Source organism: Bacteroides sp. AM44-19, assembly GCF_003603395.1.
Lineage (GTDB): Bacteria > Bacteroidota > Bacteroidia > Bacteroidales > Bacteroidaceae > Bacteroides > Bacteroides uniformis.
Window position 1 is genome coordinate 303,590 of the sequence record NZ_QTNB01000004.1, and the last position, 16,814, is coordinate 320,403.

Annotated in this window: 11 protein-coding genes; 1 reads left to right on the forward strand and 10 read right to left on the reverse strand. The window is 45.5% G+C overall.

Translation table 11 applies throughout. The features are described from left to right. Window positions 1–106: 106 nt before the first annotated feature. Entirely contained in the window at window positions 107–805 is a 699-nt protein-coding gene (locus DW947_RS09195; protein WP_005833949.1) for a response regulator transcription factor, read from the reverse strand. A 171-nt stretch (window positions 806–976) separates the two neighbouring features. On the opposite strand from DW947_RS09195, the gene DW947_RS09200 reads away from it, so the two are divergent. Continuing rightward, window positions 977–1,450: a metalloprotease family protein gene (locus DW947_RS09200; protein WP_229094639.1), complete on the forward strand. Its 474-nt coding sequence runs from the start codon at window positions 977–979 to the stop codon at window positions 1,448–1,450. Window positions 1,451–1,452: 2 nt separating this feature from the next. Here the strand turns inward: DW947_RS09200 and DW947_RS09205 are convergent, their stop codons facing one another. The 9 genes from DW947_RS09205 to DW947_RS09240 all read right to left on the reverse strand — a co-directional run bounded on the left by DW947_RS09205 (window position 1,453) and on the right by DW947_RS09240 (window position 16,814). Then, window positions 1,453–3,678 (reverse strand): sensor histidine kinase, encoded by a 2,226-nt coding sequence (locus DW947_RS09205; protein WP_005824793.1) that lies wholly within the window; start codon window positions 3,676–3,678, stop codon window positions 1,453–1,455. Between the two features lie 136 nt (window positions 3,679–3,814). Continuing rightward, window positions 3,815–5,899, reverse strand: coding sequence for a DUF2961 domain-containing protein (locus DW947_RS09210; protein ID WP_005824790.1), 2,085 nt, complete (start codon window positions 5,897–5,899; stop codon window positions 3,815–3,817). An 11-nt stretch (window positions 5,900–5,910) separates the two neighbouring features. Further along, window positions 5,911–9,372: a glycoside hydrolase family 38 C-terminal domain-containing protein gene (locus tag DW947_RS09215; RefSeq protein WP_234129821.1), complete on the reverse strand. Its 3,462-nt coding sequence runs from the start codon at window positions 9,370–9,372 to the stop codon at window positions 5,911–5,913. A gap of 6 nt (window positions 9,373–9,378) precedes the next feature. Continuing rightward, on the reverse strand, window positions 9,379–9,522 hold the full coding sequence (locus tag DW947_RS21815) for a hypothetical protein (RefSeq protein WP_005824785.1): 144 nt from the start codon (window positions 9,520–9,522) through the stop codon (window positions 9,379–9,381). Window positions 9,523–9,562: 40 nt separating this feature from the next. Further along, on the reverse strand, window positions 9,563–10,735 hold the full coding sequence (locus DW947_RS09220; protein WP_117713974.1) for a glycoside hydrolase family 76 protein: 1,173 nt from the start codon (window positions 10,733–10,735) through the stop codon (window positions 9,563–9,565). Window positions 10,736–10,758: 23 nt separating this feature from the next. Beyond that, window positions 10,759–11,904 carry a DUF4185 domain-containing protein gene (locus DW947_RS09225; protein WP_005833955.1) on the reverse strand — a complete coding sequence of 382 codons (1,146 nt, stop codon included), beginning with the start codon at window positions 11,902–11,904 and terminating at the stop codon, window positions 10,759–10,761. Between the two features lie 22 nt (window positions 11,905–11,926). Beyond that, window positions 11,927–13,870, reverse strand: coding sequence for a glycoside hydrolase family 172 protein (locus tag DW947_RS09230; RefSeq protein WP_005824777.1), 1,944 nt, complete (start codon window positions 13,868–13,870; stop codon window positions 11,927–11,929). Between the two features lie 116 nt (window positions 13,871–13,986). Then, window positions 13,987–14,871, reverse strand: coding sequence for a hypothetical protein (locus DW947_RS09235; RefSeq protein WP_117652541.1), 885 nt, complete (start codon window positions 14,869–14,871; stop codon window positions 13,987–13,989). A gap of 20 nt (window positions 14,872–14,891) precedes the next feature. Then, window positions 14,892–16,814, reverse strand: coding sequence for a RagB/SusD family nutrient uptake outer membrane protein (locus tag DW947_RS09240; RefSeq protein ID WP_117652540.1), 1,923 nt, complete (start codon window positions 16,812–16,814; stop codon window positions 14,892–14,894).

The window sequence follows — 16,814 nt, forward strand, 5'->3', positions numbered from 1 at the left end:
CCTCCTTCTTTATATTCATATAATACTGCTATACAAAAATAACGAAAATAAACCAGAAGAACAGTACATGTACTGCTAAATTATTGCAATATAGAAGGATACATTATTAATTTTCTATCAGTATCAATCCTACTCCTTTCACTGTTTTAATGGTTACCGACTCGTCTTCCGAAAGAAATTTCCGAAGTTTCGTCACAAATACATCCAGGCTGCGGGAAGCAAAGTAATCATCTTCCGTATTCCAGAATTTATCCAAGATAGCTTCCCGGCGGATAACGTCTCCCCGCTTCTCACAAAGCATCTGCAACAAACCTGTCTCGCGCACAGTCAAAGTCTTGTTTACACCCGAAGCATGTTTCAAAGTGGCATGTGTGGCATCCAACACATATTCCTTGCCTATCTTGTAGCATTGACTCATGTCTTTCGATTTTTCGCCTTTGGAAAGCTTCAATAAGGCGTGGACATGTGCATCCAGTTCTTCGGGAATGAACGGTTTCTTTATATAGTTATTGGCACCGATTTCATAACCTTTTACCACATCTTTAGGAGATATCAGGGCAGAGGAGAACAGAATCGGAGTTTCCCCATCTGTCTCGCGGATACGCTTCACCATCTCGTAACCGTTCATAACGGGCATTTCTATATCAGATACTATCACATCAGGATGTTGTTCTTTCCACTGTTTCAAGCCCTCCTCGCCATTGGCGGCAGCAATCACTTCATAACCGCCTATCATATCTTCCAACCCGCCCTGAACTATATATCTCAAGCTTGCATCGTCTTCTACCAACAATAACTTTATCATAATGCGTTTATTATATATTGCAAAAATAAGGAAAAGAATGAATGCAACAGTCATATTGCTATAAAATAAACGAGGAAAACAACGCCTCTTAACCTAATATTAACGTAGCGATAACTTATGAAGCATGTGCCCCACTCTACCTTTGCAACATCAATACAAAAAATCCACACTATGAAAGCAGATATTTCAATAACAAAAAGCCGAAAAGGGACAGAGATAGTAGTTTCGGGCAAGAGGATTAATAAATACGGCATCATAGCTGCCATAGTATTTGCAGTACCAATGCTGATTCTGTTTCAGTCGATACATGGAGAAACAACCAGCCATCTATCGCTGGTCAGATTCTTCATGTGTATATTGGCAGCTGTCCTGGTAAATCTATTCCTACATAAACTGTTGTTCAGATTGTTTTCGCCGATACGCATGTGGCAATATCGCATCACATGCCTGCTGCCCTTCCTGCTACTGGGTATATTGCCCCTTATATATGGTATGACAAGTGGCAATTATGATGTCACACGATTTGGAATATTACTGGCTGTCATGAGTTTCGACGACCTTTACATCCTCTGGCAATTACGCTCATTCGGTGGAGGCTCCTATATTACTGACAAATCAGAAGGATTGAATTTCCACGTGTGGTAAATTTATACAGTCTCAATAGGAAAGTAGAGTGTAAATTCACTGAAGCACCCCTCTTCACTTTCCACTTCTACCCTGCCGCCATGTGCCAGCATCACCTGCTGTACATAATTCAGGCCCAGACCAAAACCTGCAGCACCGCCCCTTCCACTTCGCCCGACTGCTGCAGAACGTTCAAAACGGTTGAAGATAAGAGACTGGTCTTTTAAGGGAATACCCAATCCGTTGTCACACACCTTTATCTTGCAGAAGCCTTTCTCCGATTCGCAAATAATATCTATCTTTACCTCTTCATGGGAATATTTAATGGCATTGTCCAGCAGATTGCCCAACACTTCACGCAAACAGAAGGCATCGGCATACACCATTTCACAACGATGATAAACGGTCGTAAATTCTACCCTTTTGCTGGTTTTCAGAGAAATTTTGGCAATTATATCATCAAGTAAAGGCCGCAAAGGCACCTCTTCCTGATGGAGTTCCAAATGTCCCTCATCCAGCTTGGTAAGTACCAGTACACGATTGGAAAGGGTAAGCAGATGCTCACACTCTTCCATCATCGCCTGCCGGTATTTCTCTTCTTTTCCAGGCTTACCGGACAATTTGCCGCTATTCAGAATATGAGCTCCCATCAGGATGGAACTCAGAGGAGACTTCATGTCGTGTATCATAGCATAAGTAAAATCCTTCTGGAATTGCTCCAAATGCCGCTGTGTACGCAAAACTTTCACCTGGCCGAGAATACAGTCCAACACCACCAAAAACATCACCCAAAGAGGCAGAAACAGATACCATACGGAACTTATGACGTAGCGATACGGATTCTTCACCACACCTTGTATACAAAGGATGCTGTCCTCCTTCAACGGTATAAACCGGGAAGAAATATCCTGATATTTTGCCGAGGCATATCCTGCTTCCACCACTGTACTATCGGAGGGAGCGTAGTACTGGCGGATACCACTCTTATAGGTCATTCCCAAGGCTTCCAACCTGGAAGCAAAAGCAGAATCGAGGTACTGCACGGAGAGAGGAAGTTCCATTCCGCTTTCATTGATGCTGCGCTGCATAATCAAAGCAGAGCGTAGTCGATAATTCAAATCGACCGGATTGTACATATGTACCACTCCAAAGCGGTTCACCTTATACTTCGACTGCTCTTTCTCCAGAAATTCCCTTTGCTCCTTTGCAAAAGGCGATTCAACACTCTCTTCCCATTCATCCTTTCCATCCCTATCAGTCTGTTCGTAGAGCAAAGAAAGGCGGCGTTTCAAGACCTCGTCATAAAAAGCTGCTTCAAAACAATCATTTACCTGATAGGCAGTTTCTTTGAAAGAAGCACGGTACAGATAGACAAACCAGACTACCATCAGCAGACAGCCGGCAATCAACCCGACAATCGAAAAGACTTTAAAAGAATATTGCTTGCGCACCTGCCGCTGCCGTTCGCTTTGCTTAGCTCCCGTAAGCGTATGTTCTGTCATGTCCAGCAAATGTTGCCCCGAGGCTTCTATATCTGCCCACCGGCTCTCCGATATCTGACTACGTACCTCACCTATCGGCAACCTCATCTTCTCTGCCAGCACATAAAAAGCAGACCGCTGCTTCTCAATATCATTACCTTGTTTAAGTATGGAATCCATTTGCCTGGCCCAACTGTACACCAGAAAAACAACCAAGAGAAGCGTAGGAAGGAACAAAAAGACTATATCCTTGACAAGCGGTATAAAAGGAGAAAACATGACAGCTTCAATGGCCTCTCCTTTCTTCTCATTCAACCAGGCTTTTTCCGAAAGAACAGACTTGAACCGTACATATACCGAACGCTTGCTTCTGTCCGTCGCAGGACGGATATTTACAGTCCGGTCTATATTTTTCCATTTCAGTTTCTTCTCTACCAACCTCGCCATCACATCTAATGGAATGGCGACATGATATACATCTTCGAGAAAGGAAGCTGCCTGCTGATAGTTTAAAAACATCTCATCTTCGAAAGACCTGATACTGTCTTTGGATAGATACGAGTAAAAAGGGATAGTCATGTCAGGAAACGGTAAATTATTAATCTCGTTGTCCACCGTTTCGATAAAAGCCAGACGAAAACATTCGTTCAGTGCGCGTTCCGCCTCTTTCTTGGTATTGTCGTAAGCATACATCATACCACCAATCTGCACCACAATTACCAGTAGCAGCCCTACAATAGAAAGGATATAGAGTGAACGAAGTTTCATCTTACCTATTATTTTGAGGACAAAGATAGCATTTTATCATAGAAAAAGAACTGATACAAAAAAGATAGCCTTGGACTTTTATTTATCCAAAGCTATCCATACAAGTACAATCCCTGCGATAGAGACGTCTACAGAATTATTTGCGAAGAGTCAACTTATCAATCCCAAAGAAACCGGTATCATGTCCCGAAGCCAGTGCAGCCGACTCAATCTGCAACTCATTCTCTCCTTTTTTCAAATTGACCTGCCCAAGATTCACCAGAAGCAAAGACACTTCTTCATTGGTCAGATTGATTTCCGGAGTAATCACCTTATCATTTACACGGAGGGCAAACGTACCATAATCAGGTGCTACCGTAAACTGTATTTTCGCATAATAAATTCCTTCCACTTCACTGTCAAAAGCCAGTGAAAGCTTATCTCCCGGTTTGAAATCTTTCCAATAGAGTTGCATACCCTCACTCCACAAGGGATGGAAGTTGGTCTGCAATTCAACGGAGCCTGTATGCCCCGGACGAGGCTGCATGGCTTCGCCTTCCACAACCAGACTCATCCCTGAACCGAAAATATCCGACGGTTGGTTGGCAACCCGTTCGCGTACATCGCTCACAAAGGGTTTCGGCTGTATTTCGCCTCCGGGAAGCATATACCAGAAGGTTATCGGAGCATAATTAAGGTGTATATTCGACCAGTCGAATAACTCTATGTCAAAGCGCAGGCTCCGAGTAAACGGAATCGCATCCAAACTGCGGACACGGGTATTCTGCGCCAAACCTATGTGAGCATAACAACCATCTCCTATGGGTTGGGCAACAAAAGGATGGTTTATCCACGGTTCATAGCGCCCCCAGGCATAGCCATAATAATCTTCTGTACCCGTTCCAAAGTGTGACGGAAAGGTTTCACCGTCCACATACACCTTTTCATCACCTTCTCCCCACCAACCCAAGTTGGGGTTATAGACAGTAACCGCATCTCCCACATACACGCCCCTACCCTTAAGATCGGCAAACGTAAGGTCCTGGGCAAACTCATCGCCCCGGGCATGGATATGCGTAAACTGCTGCCATGTGGTACCAAAGTGCATGGAACGTTCATCCCACTGCCACTTTCCACTAACTGCAGCCGCCTTGGATATTTCCACCGGCTGTTCCCCATAATTGGTCAAGGTAATCGTACAGTTCCGCTCGAAAGGCATCACCCACCATGCACTCATCACGTCATCCTGCACGGCCCGCGTATACCACGTACCAGTTGCAACGGGATAATAGCCTACCCCAAAAAACTCACCGACCGGAGCCCAGACAGTCTGTTCCCCATCAAAGGCAAGGGACAAGACCGTAGAGCGAAGTGCTTGGCGACGGTCATCCGCATCAATCCGCATCGAAAGACGACGAATGGCACGAGAGCCGTCAATCGTAAAACTACGGCTTTCACCCGGAGCCAGAGAAGCCGCCAGATTGAGCGTACTTTCTCTTCCCGCAAGCGGAGTATCAATACCAGGTGTTCCTTCCGACAGCTTCTTATTGACAGCAGCTATCAGCCGGGCATTCTTCTTCAACTCTTTGGCCGAGAAAGAAATCACCTTGACCGGAGAAGTATAAGTGCGGTAATTGATAGCATAGTATACAATGGTCTTACTCTCAATTTTCCCCTCCGGAGTAATCTTCAAGTCCGGCGATTCGATAGTCACCTTGCACCGCTTGGCATAAGGTATTGGCAAATATAAATTATGCCCTCTTTCTTCCATCGGAGCCTCATCGGGTACTGAAGTTGAAAGAGGTTCTCCACAAAGGACTTGTCCGCTCAATATATCACGTACATTGCCTTCAATTACCGGTTTTTCCTCATTGTCTATGTAGATACGCAGAGTCCCTTGTCCCCGATTTATGCCGGAGAAAGTCATCCAGAAACGAACTATGGCACCGGGGCCTTCGGCATCCATCATCACATATTCCGTCCTCCCTCCGTTCTCTTCCTGGCGGATAAACTGTCCTTGGTCGAAATTACCAAACCAGGCACGCTTATCCGTCATGTTATGCGAACTACGGTCGTAGCTGCTGAACTGCTTACACGTATAGGCATTTTCGGGCCAACGCGCCAGCACGGAACGGTCTGTCATCTCATGCAACAATGTCTTAAGAGAGATAACCGGGTCGGCCATAGCCAAACCGCTATAGAGAAATATCAACTGAATTACAAAAACTAGTTTTTTCATCATAACCGATTATTTTAGTAAATCTCCATCTCATTGATGCGTAACACCTTTCCTCCTGCATGCTGCATAGGACGGGTTATCATCAAGCGTACATAGCGTACCTGCGCCGGAGTGTCAATCATACGTGATACGACATTCTGCCGGTTTCCATCTATATTGTCAAGTGTCTTCCATTCTTCAGTCTGGCTGTTTCTGCCTTGCAGGAAGCAAGCGGAAGTAATGTACCCTTTGTCCTCACGGCCTGCATTCACCAGTTTCCAACCGCTCACAGTTTTCGCCTCACCCAAATCAAAATCCACATAGTTCAACGCACTTCCCACTTCACACCATTTGGTATCGACATCCCCGTCAACGATGCGTTCGGGCTTCTCATTATCATTAAAATAGCCGGAATAGGCGATAATCTTCGCGCCCTTCAACAGATTTTCTTTTTCCACCTCCACACTGTTCAACTCCATCTCATTGTCACGGATGGCTGTATGGAACAAGCTAGTGGCAACCTGGACGGGTTTCAGAGTTTCCTCCACCAATGTGGCAGCAAAAAGAACAACCTTTTCATTCTTCGGAAGTATAAGGCTGGCAGCACCTGTCGGAATATCAACACCGAACTTGAACATATAGGTAAACTCATAGGCCTCATCGGCTGTAGGAGAGTGGCGGTGAGTTCCCACATAAGCCACTTCGGCATCCTTCAGATAACCTTTGGTATGTCCCGAATGTCCCCACTGTCCGACAAATCCGGTATAGGAAGGTACAATGACCTCACTCTTGTTCCCTCCGCACCGGAAAGTGGCGGCATAGTCCCCGTCCGTAGCGGCAGCCAGAAAATACAGTTTATTATACTTTTTACCTTCCGGTAGAACAATAGTATCACCATTGCACGTCATTCCGTTGGCGGCATCTTTCTCGCCGAGCTGGAAAGGAATCCCGTTTACAGCCAGGGATTCGGGCAACAGTTCTGCCGCAAACGAATAGCCCGACTCAAAATCAGCTTCGCCGCGAAACTCGTTGAATGATGAACATTTATAGTTATAGGACAGCGGCAAAGAGGCATACTGCAATTGATAGGCGTCTTCACCCGATGACTTCAAACGTACCTTGAATGTCTTTACAGAATAAGGCTTTATACTTACAGACAGCCCGTTTCCACTGAATTCGGCCGAACCGATACTCTTTTCAGTGCCATCCGCTTCGCAGGCACTGGCAATTTCGCCTGCAAAAGAAAGTACCGCATCCTGCACCTTCTCACCGCCCATCTCATAGACACGCACTACATACTCATCCGAGTTTTCGGCTTTCTTCAATGCCTTGATAATGACATTACGGTTATTGGAAGAGACGAAAGAGAACTCCTTACCCAACGTACCCTTGTGTTTGTCGGTACGGAAAGCTTTCAACCTCTGGTTCAACATCTCCGCTTTCTCTATGGTGGCAGCCTTGTCAAGTCCGCCGGCATGACCCACCAGACTGTATGTAAAGCAATGATGACCGAAGTCCTGGCGATTCTGGTAAGCATAATCCTTGTCTGTTTCGGGGGTATGCAGCAGAGTCAGGCGGAGGGTGTTGTCGTCCGGTTTGTCCCAACCGTATTTGCTGTCATTCAGGACAGACACACCATAGTTTCCACTACGGTCAGTCAAATCGGCCCAATACTGTGCATAGACTTCGTAGGCAGTCTCCGTATTGTTGCCCCGCTTCACGCTTCCAAGTCCCAAATCGTAAGTAGCTTCCGTATTTGCTATGTTCAAAGGGAATTCGGCCTTCAATAAGGCATTGGACAACTGCCAGTCCACCTCATTGTAGAAGTCTATGCGGTCGGCACGGTTGCCTTCATACAAGCGGATGTATTGCTTGAAGAGTGACTCTCCATAACGTTTCTCGATGCAGAGTGACTTGCACAGCTCACCATCCTCCACCAATGTCATCTTCACATCCTCTGTGATGGAAACCGGTTCCCGGTCTATGGTCTCCTTCAAGATTTCCCAAGCAGGCCATATGTAGGACTTGTTCTGCGTGAAAAGCGCCAAACGAATGGATTTACCGGGTTTCACCAGCTCCTTGCCATTCTTCTTGTCAAACAGTGAAATGATGTCTCCCTTCTTATCCAACGTTATCTTGTAAACAGAATTCTCCAATGCATTGGCATTCACAAATACCCGGGCATCAGCCGACGGACTGGATGTGCGGACATCATATACCGCATAACCGGTAGCAGGTACAACGGCTTCCATCAAGAGTCTGGCTTTACCGTCGGCATAGGACAGCAGTTGGGAGGCCACTTTCCGACCATTCATATCATATACGGCAACCCCTTTCGGTTCCTTTGGCAAGGCAAGCTCTACCTCTGCCATATCGGTAACCTGGAATCCAAGCGCATTGTAAAGCACCACCGGTATCCCTTTCACCCTGGTATCCATCTTTCTTGCCACAGCGTCAATGGAGGAAGTAAGAATACCGGAGAACTGCTTGAGGGAAATCAACTCGTCATTCCATGAGAATTCATAAGCCCGCGGTATACTTGTTCCCGTAAGGTCATCATGGAACTGATGGAAAATGAAACGCTGCCAGTTCTCAGTCAATGCAGCTCCGGGATAGGAAGCCTGGTTCAGCCATTCGGCTACAACGGAAGAGCGTTCCGCTGCATCCCCCAAAAGCTCATTCTGACGGTTGTACAGCTTCATGGCAGCCTGGGAAGTATAACATCCGGTACCGTGAACATCCATCAACAGTTCACCGTTGAACTTGGGCAGTTCCGGATGGCTTGCGTAAGGCTGGAAGTCTTTATATATCCGGTCACTCGTGGCACTGACAATCTGCAACGGACCATTGCCTTGCAAGCCTTTCTCTACGGCACGTACAGACTCCAATGTAGGTGAACCGCCTATGTCTCCCGTACCGTAATAGCGGTAGACCATGTGAAGCGGAGAGTGGCCGGTCAATTCCAACAAGTCCTTGTTTTCCGACAGGTCCCCGTCCTCAAAACGTTGGTTATAATCATATCCATGGGTCATCATGATGGTAGAGCCGTCTATACCTTGCCATAAGCCGACAGTGAAAGGATATTTGTCGTTACCGTAGAACGGTTTGTTGCGCCACTGCAACTTCTGGGAGGAGAAGCCGATCAGTCCGCAATGGGACGCAATGGCAGGAAGTGTCCAGCCAAAACCGAAACAGTCTGGCAAGAAAATGTCCGTGCTCTCCACACCGAATTCCTTCCGGTAATAATCCTGGCCGAGCATGATGTTACGAAGCGCAGACTCTATGGAAGGAACCAGCGTATCAGTGGCATCCCAGCTGGCTCCACTAATATGCCAACGACCGCTCTCTATGAATTTCTTCATCTCTTCGTATTGCGCCGGATAATATTCCTTCATCCAGGCATACTTGACCGCACCTTCAAAATTAAAGATGTATTCCGGATACTGCTTCAGCAGAAACAAATTCTGACTGATCGTGTTCCATACATAATCCTTTATTGTGGTCTAGATATCCCAGTTCCACTGTGTGTCCAAATGTGCATCAGACACCATGTAGGCTTTCGGTCTTTGCGCCTGAGCACCATTCTGAGCATAGGTACCGCCACCCATTAGCAAGGCGGATACCAATACTGCAATCTGTCTTTTCATTTTCTGTTTATTTATTGTTTATTGTGTTTAAAGGTTTTATTCATTGCAATTCGCTGATCTCGGCGAAAAGCTCAATCATACAGGCATTCTCCAGTAGACTCTTGAACTGCTCTTTTCTGTTTCCCGACCAATCATTACTAAACAAGCCATTCTCATCACGCGTATAGTTCCAGGCATAATCCGCATTCTCAATCATGGTCTTTATGTACGCCTCATTCCTATCCACCAGATATAGCGCCTTCAAACCTCTGAACAAGATTACATTAAACCAAGGAGTTCCCGGGAAGAATTTCATCTCTCCTGTTGCGATAGGCTGTACCTTCAGAAAGAAACGGCAGGCACCCTCGGCTGTCTGCTGCGCTTCCTTCAAGTAATGCTTCTCTCCAGTTACCTGATAGAGAAGTACACCGGCCTGAATCATCTGCCCGCTGTTATAAGTATATTTGGCCGGATCCACTTTTCCCTGCAAATTCTTGTTGTCCCAATATACAAAGTCAGAAGGGTCACAAAGATTGTCACGGGTCCATTGATAGGTCTTCTTAGCTTGCTCAAGGTATTTTGCATCCTTAGTCAACTTAAACAGCTTCATACAAAGAACAGTAGCCGGAGCATTCGAACAAGTGTTTTTTGATTCTTTCTTCTGTTCGCACCAATAGATTCCTCCCCCCAACTCTTCGGACCATCCGGAATAAATATAGTCATGCAGCTGGATGGCTTTTTCCAGATACTCCTTGTCACCAGTCCGTTCATAGTAATCACAGAAATCAATGGCCACCCAGTCATTGTCATCGTAATAACGATCATTATGACCTGCAAAAGCCGGATACGACTGGTAACAATGGGGAATCCGGGTAGAGTCCCAATAAAGGTCCAGTCCCGGCTTTATCTGCCGGTCCATCAGTTTTCTGTACTTCTTTTGCCCGGAAACCTTATACAAAGAAACACAACCGGATACCAAGGCTGAATAAGGCCACAAAAAAGAGACCTCCTGCTGGTTAACAACAGCGCCGGTATTGGCCGTATATGTAATTCTCTGCTCCGGGTTTCTTGGATAAGTTTCCGTCAGCAGGCCATACTTCTCCACTTTATAGAGAGTAAGTATCTGCTGAAGTAAAGAATCGGCTCGTTGCAGATAGATTTGTTTGCTTGTCTGTGCAGACAAGCAAACCGGTAACGAGAGAGCTATTAATAAAAATAAATTCCTAAGCTTCATATCCAATTCAAGTCAAGTGATTATTATTCCAGCTTCATATCGGCACACATCAGGAAAGCATTGTACGGCCCCCACATGGACATGATGAACCAAAGCTGGTCATCATTGTCTTTCAACGGATGTATGTAAGCGCAATACAAAGCTGGATATCTGTCCGCTTCCGCCAATACTTTCGGCTCGCTCCACTGGACGAGATCCTTCGATGTACAATAAAGAATGGCATGCCTTTTGGTCAAAGGAGTCTCGTCATGATTCGGATCATAATTATAAGTCAGAATCCAACGCTCAAACTTCTTGTGCCATATCAGCGACGCTTCTCCTACGGGACCTCTCAATACCGGAGTAGCGGCAGCCTCATTTCCACGTATCCACTCTTTACTTTCACCATTCCAGTATTCATAGGCCTTCATATCCAGAAGATCTTTCTCAAGGAAACGCGCCAGATACGCAGCATCACCACGTCCGGCCTGTGTGCCAAGCATATAAATCCATCCGTCACGTTTGGCATAAGCCACTTGCGAAAAATGACTGTCGGGAGAAAAAGTCACCTCTTCACGCCGCTCCCATGTCCGACCGTCATCATTGGAAGTATAGACAGAAGAAAAATTGGTAAGCCAGCGTCCATGAGGCGCTCCCCAATCATAAATGTTCATGATATGGACACAATCCGTTTTCCCGGCACGAATGGCACTCGTGGGGATGGAAGTCTGGTATACCTCCGGATTCGTCTTACCGCCTGCACATACCTCAAGCGCCTTACCATCGGCATCAAGCAGCATTGAATCTATTTTAAGACCGTCTGTAAGCTCTGTATCCGATGAAAAAGCCAGTACGTTGGAACGCCAGTTGGAACCATTACCACCATTTTTATTCACGACAAAGCCTTCTCCACTGGTATCTCCGAAAAACATGCCCACACGGTTTCCATCCATATGCCACATTAACCCCAAATCCGTTCCATATACATCAAAGTCAGGTCCGGTATTATTGGGATTCAGCAATGTATCTCCCGGCAAAGGATCACCCGTGACACGGGATATCATGCGTACATTATCAATACACAGCGTTTTTTCACTATCAGCATCCTTACAAGCCATATTGCCCGTCAAACTACAGGTAACAAGCCCGAACAGTAAAATTTGTTTAGTTCTCATTCTTATCAATTCCATATACAAGTACACATTCCCACATCTATTCCTTTATTCTTTCCAGGATAATCAGTCCCAGTTCAAACTGGTCCCCACCGTTATTATTTCTCACATGGAAAGTGACCGAATTGGTTTGTTCCGTCAAATTGATGTCTCCTACATGTACTCTGTCTTTAGACACTTCTTTGTCCTTCTTAGTAGAGATCCATCCGGACAGTTGCTTCTGGCGTTGCCAAACCTGGAAGTCGGCACCATTCGGTTTCTCGAAATAGTTTATCAGCACTTTATATTTTCCTTCGGGCACATCGTTCAGCATGATGCGCACTACTCCTCCATGCTGGGTGGTCATACGGATTCCACGCTCATTTGTTACCTGGACACCTCCACCAAGACTCAGCTGCATCAATTGAGGGAAATAAATATGTTCTGTCGGCTGATATACAGTGCGTAATTCAGCAGTAGGTTCTTCTCTGCCTTGCAATGGCTGGGCTGCATAGAAGAATCCAACAGATGTATAATCTACCGGGAAATTATTTTTTACTTCACCATGTTCCATTCCATGATAGATTTCCTTCTCATAGGACATTTTGTCGGCCAAGAAGAAACGGTATCCACCGGTTCTGGCCATCGGAAGTGAATAATCCAGACAACCATGGAGAGGGAGGCTGTTTCCTCTGTCCCAACGATCCAATAAAGCATACCAGCCACCGTTGTAATAGTCTTCGGAACCGGTGCCGTGCAGACGCATTTTATTATCTACGTAAGTGCTGTCGTCCCCTTCGAAGAACAAGGTCATTCCCGGACGCAGGCCTTGTGCCTGATGGATGGTTCCTACATAATGTCCTTTTCCTTTTTGTGCAGCAAACTTATGGAAAATGCCGAGAGGAGTTTTCTCTCTACGCCATACAGAATAGAACTTACCCTCTTCCTTCACATTACGCTTATTACTGTTATAGTACACTTTAACGTTTACAGAAATAGGAGATTGCTGAATACCTTCTCTCTTTTTATAAATCATCTTCATAGAAGCTGACTTGTCAAAAGGCATTGGCAGATAGCAGTAGTTGGAAGTACCTTGCTTACCCATTAAGATACTCCGCATTGCTCCTTTTCCATAGGCATATCCAAAAAAATCAGCAACGGGGGCATAAATAGCCTCCACCTTCTCATTATCCCATTTAGCTGAAAGAATCACATCTTTGTATAAACCTTCGAAAGATGTTCCGCCATCAATCGACATACCTACAATACGTCCCGGTTCTGCCATCTCAAAGAAAGAAACTTCTTCTCCCGGACTCAGTGTAAATACCTTTTCTTCCGTCTGTACACCAGCTGATTTTCCAAAGGTATAATTCGTTACAGCAGGAGACAAGTCAGCCCATATTCTATTCACCTCAGCCAACAAATCCTTATCCTGCTGTGAGAATTCACCGGTATAGGTTTCCACCTTCTTTTCCGGCAAGTTACGGTATTGTATCTGAATGAATTCCAATTTAGGTCCATCGAAAACAATTTTGCAGGACTTTTTGTACGTAATGGGCAGATAACAATAAAAACCACCGATTTCATTACCACAAACGGGCTTTGTAAACGGATAAACCTTACCGGAAAACAAATCCGAGAACTTTATTTTCAGACCGGGCTCTTTCTGTCCATCAAAATAGAAATAGAGCATATTGTCCGTCGGTGTAGGAGTCCAGATTCGGTTGATGACTCCGGGGCCTTCCATCTCAGCAATCACCAACTTATCACCTTCCTTACGAAGGAAAGAATAAGTACCCGCAAAACCATCATCATTGCCTCCGGTACGGTCGTAACTCGAGAACTGCTCCACATAAGAGCCAGTGCGATACTCCGGCAATTTATCCACTCTTTTCAATAACTCCAGCTCATCCGTCCATCTGTATGGGTTCTGAGCCACGGCATACGAGCCTGCCAATAGAATGGCAGACAAGAAAACAGAAACTTCTTTCAAATTAATTTTCATAAACTATTTTACTATATGTTTTTTAAAAAGGCAAGGAGAGAATGCCTGTTTAAACGGTATCTCTCCTCACTGACAGTATTATTTCAATAGAAAGGATTATGGTCTATAAAACCACATCAATTCTCCTCTTCTGAAAGTACCATGGTATTTACGCCAAAGAATTTGGCCCATTGTACATTGTTCGGGCCCGGTTTCATCTCGATATAAACAACACCTTCGTCATTAGGCTCAATACCCTTAATCTCTACCGTTCTATCTAAATTATAGTCACTAACCAAATAAGCAACGCCATCGTTCTTTCCGATTACATGGAACTCGGTTTCAGTTCCACGGTCATTGATGTGAGCATAGAAACTGAACGTATATTTTGTTCCTTGAGAGAGACCTGTCACCTTAAATCCACTGAGCGGAATCTTAATACCGTCGCTGAAAAACATATCCTCAGAAGCTGTTTTTGGAAGACCCAAATTATTATTCAAACCGCGAGCCAATTTTCCGGAAAACGGTTTGTCCACCTCGATGCCGAAAGTAGTAGGACGACCTCTTTGGTCGAGCATATTTACCAATCCGGGGTCTCTGGGATTCCTATAGTTGTTAAACGGAGCCGGAGAATCAATGACACCAAAGTCAATGTAACACGTCTTAGGAGTCTTGGTAACAGTCAAGTCACTAAAGTAGCACAACTTGCCATCGGCTGTCTCTACCTTGATAACCGTTTTTCCAACGGCAATAGGCGTAATGACGGCTGCGTTGTTTTCTACACCTTCAATGGTCGCTACATCGGAATCGAGCACGCTCCATTTCAACAGATAGGAATCACCCGCCAAAGTGTCAACGGAAGCGGTGACAGTGACATTCTCGTCAATCTCCACATAAACTGCCGATTGATCGATACGGACAAACTTACGATTGGACAAGTCCACCTCATTATCATCCGAGCAAGACATCAATGTGGTAAACGCTAACGCCATCGTACAAAAAATGAATTTTATTGATTTCATACTTGTTCTCTAATTATTTATTAATATCCGGGAGCTTGTCTCAAATTGGGGTTGATGTCCATCTGAGCCTGCGGAACGGGCCATAAATACATTCTTTTGTTGAAGGTACGGCTCTTGTAGTAAGTTCTCTTATAAAAAGCCTTCGGATTGTTCACATCATCGCTCTTCTCAGAACCGTCATGATTCATACCATAAAGCTTGCCGCCCAGGTATTTGTCGGCAATCTTCCAACGACGGAGGTCATGGAAACGGATACCTTCACAATTGAACTCTACCCGACGTTCTTGCTGAATGGCGGCACGCATTTCTTCCTTACTCAGCCCTTCCTTCAAAGCGGGAATTCCGGCACGTTCACGAATCAAGTTCACATACTTATATACATCGGGAGTGGGAGCTGGCGAAGACTCGTTCAATGCTTCCGCATAGCCCAAATACGCTTCAGCCATTCTGTATAAGATACCCGGCTGATATACATGCTTTCCATCTCTGGGAAGTACATCCAAAGAGATTCGCTTACGGACATTATAACCGTTCTGCGGAGAGTCGAAAGTCATATCCGTATCACGGCCTCCTTGAAGGAAGTTCACACGACGGTTATCAACTCCCAGCCATGCGCCATTATAGATGACGGAAACATAGAAGCGAGGCTCCCGGTTGCAATACATGTTGTAGGTACCTTCTTCTGTTACCGGGCTTACACCGGTTTCTTTATTGGCAAGGTTCGAAGGTCCACCGCCCGGCCACTTCGTGGTTCTATACTCTGTATTGGTAGAGAATCCGTTTTCCACATACCCCGATTCCGGGTTGATAATGGGCGAACCATCCTCGTTATATCCCAATATAGGCATTTCACCGTTCTTCATATAAAAAGCGTCCACCAGTTCCTGAGTAACACCCATAGCGGCATTTCCACCGATACCTTTCGGCAGATGATGAGCCTGCCAGGAGTTCAGGTTCTCATTTTCGGGGCGTCCGAAAAGAATCTCCTTATTACCTTCTGAGAAGCGTTTCAACGACATGTTATAGTAAGACATGAAGGGGTCAATGCTTCCATCCACATTATATTCATAGTACAGCTTATGTCCGGCTGCTTCGGCTGCCTTTATCAAGTCGAGATGAGCTTTGGCAGCCTTTTCCCATCTTTCCGGTTTGGCTTCGGCATCAAAAAGGAATTCTCCTTCTGAGTTCTTCCAGTCCTTGAGGTCCGGATTGCCATTGAACAACGGACTTGCGGCAAATAACAGTGTTTTGGCACGTATTGCCAAAGCCATGATAGAGGTGGCCCTGCCCCAATCGGTATTATTGGGATAGACAGCGGGCAGATGTTCTGACACTTCCAGCAGCTCTTTGTCAATCCAATCTACCACTTCGGCATAGGGTCTTTGGGGCGTCATCATCTCCGATTCGGGCGCATCGACGGCAACAAGCACACCGGGAGTAAACGGTATGGCACCATACAACTCAATCATCAAAGAGTAATAGTAGGCTATCAAGAAGCGGACTTCGTACTTCATCTGGTTGACATAAGATTCCGTCAGGTCTTTTTCCGGAAGTACTTTTGCCTCCTGCAAGAAGATAAGGCCGGAACGTATGCGCTTGTGCAATTCTACCCAATAATTGGGGACCCATGTTGAGATAGGACTCCAGTTTCCGGTGGTGTAGGCATACACACTTCTCCATCCATACGGCGACCAATCTTGGGGAATAGTGATATCATCGCCCATAATGTTATAACCTTGCTCCTTGAAATACCCCCACATGGGGCTGGGAATGGATGAATAAACACCTGCCAACCAGTCCTCAGTCCTTATCTTGTCCGTGAAAATCATCTCCATGGTAAGCTGGTCGTCGGGAGCCTTGTCCAAGAAATCGTTGCAACTCGTTGTCAATGCCAGGGTGCACGACAATAAGACAGCTTTTGCTATAGATTTATATTTTTTCAT

Excerpts from the sequence above, each read along its gene's own strand:
- DW947_RS09195 (WP_005833949.1), bottom strand. The coding sequence starts at position 805 with ATGATAAAGTTATTGTTGGTAGAAGACGATGCAAGCTTGAGATATATA.
- DW947_RS09200 (WP_229094639.1), top strand. The coding sequence starts at position 977 with ATGAAAGCAGATATTTCAATAACAAAAAGCCGAAAAGGGACAGAGATA.
- DW947_RS09205 (WP_005824793.1), bottom strand. The coding sequence starts at position 3,678 with ATGAAACTTCGTTCACTCTATATCCTTTCTATTGTAGGGCTGCTACTG.
- DW947_RS09210 (WP_005824790.1), bottom strand. The coding sequence starts at position 5,899 with ATGATGAAAAAACTAGTTTTTGTAATTCAGTTGATATTTCTCTATAGC.
- DW947_RS21815 (WP_005824785.1), bottom strand. The coding sequence starts at position 9,522 with ATGAAAAGACAGATTGCAGTATTGGTATCCGCCTTGCTAATGGGTGGC.
- DW947_RS09220 (WP_117713974.1), bottom strand. The coding sequence starts at position 10,735 with ATGAAGCTTAGGAATTTATTTTTATTAATAGCTCTCTCGTTACCGGTT.
- DW947_RS09225 (WP_005833955.1), bottom strand. The coding sequence starts at position 11,904 with ATGGAATTGATAAGAATGAGAACTAAACAAATTTTACTGTTCGGGCTT.
- DW947_RS09230 (WP_005824777.1), bottom strand. The coding sequence starts at position 13,870 with ATGAAAATTAATTTGAAAGAAGTTTCTGTTTTCTTGTCTGCCATTCTA.
- DW947_RS09235 (WP_117652541.1), bottom strand. The coding sequence starts at position 14,871 with ATGAAATCAATAAAATTCATTTTTTGTACGATGGCGTTAGCGTTTACC.
- DW947_RS09240 (WP_117652540.1), bottom strand. The coding sequence starts at position 16,814 with ATGAAAAAATATAAATCTATAGCAAAAGCTGTCTTATTGTCGTGCACC.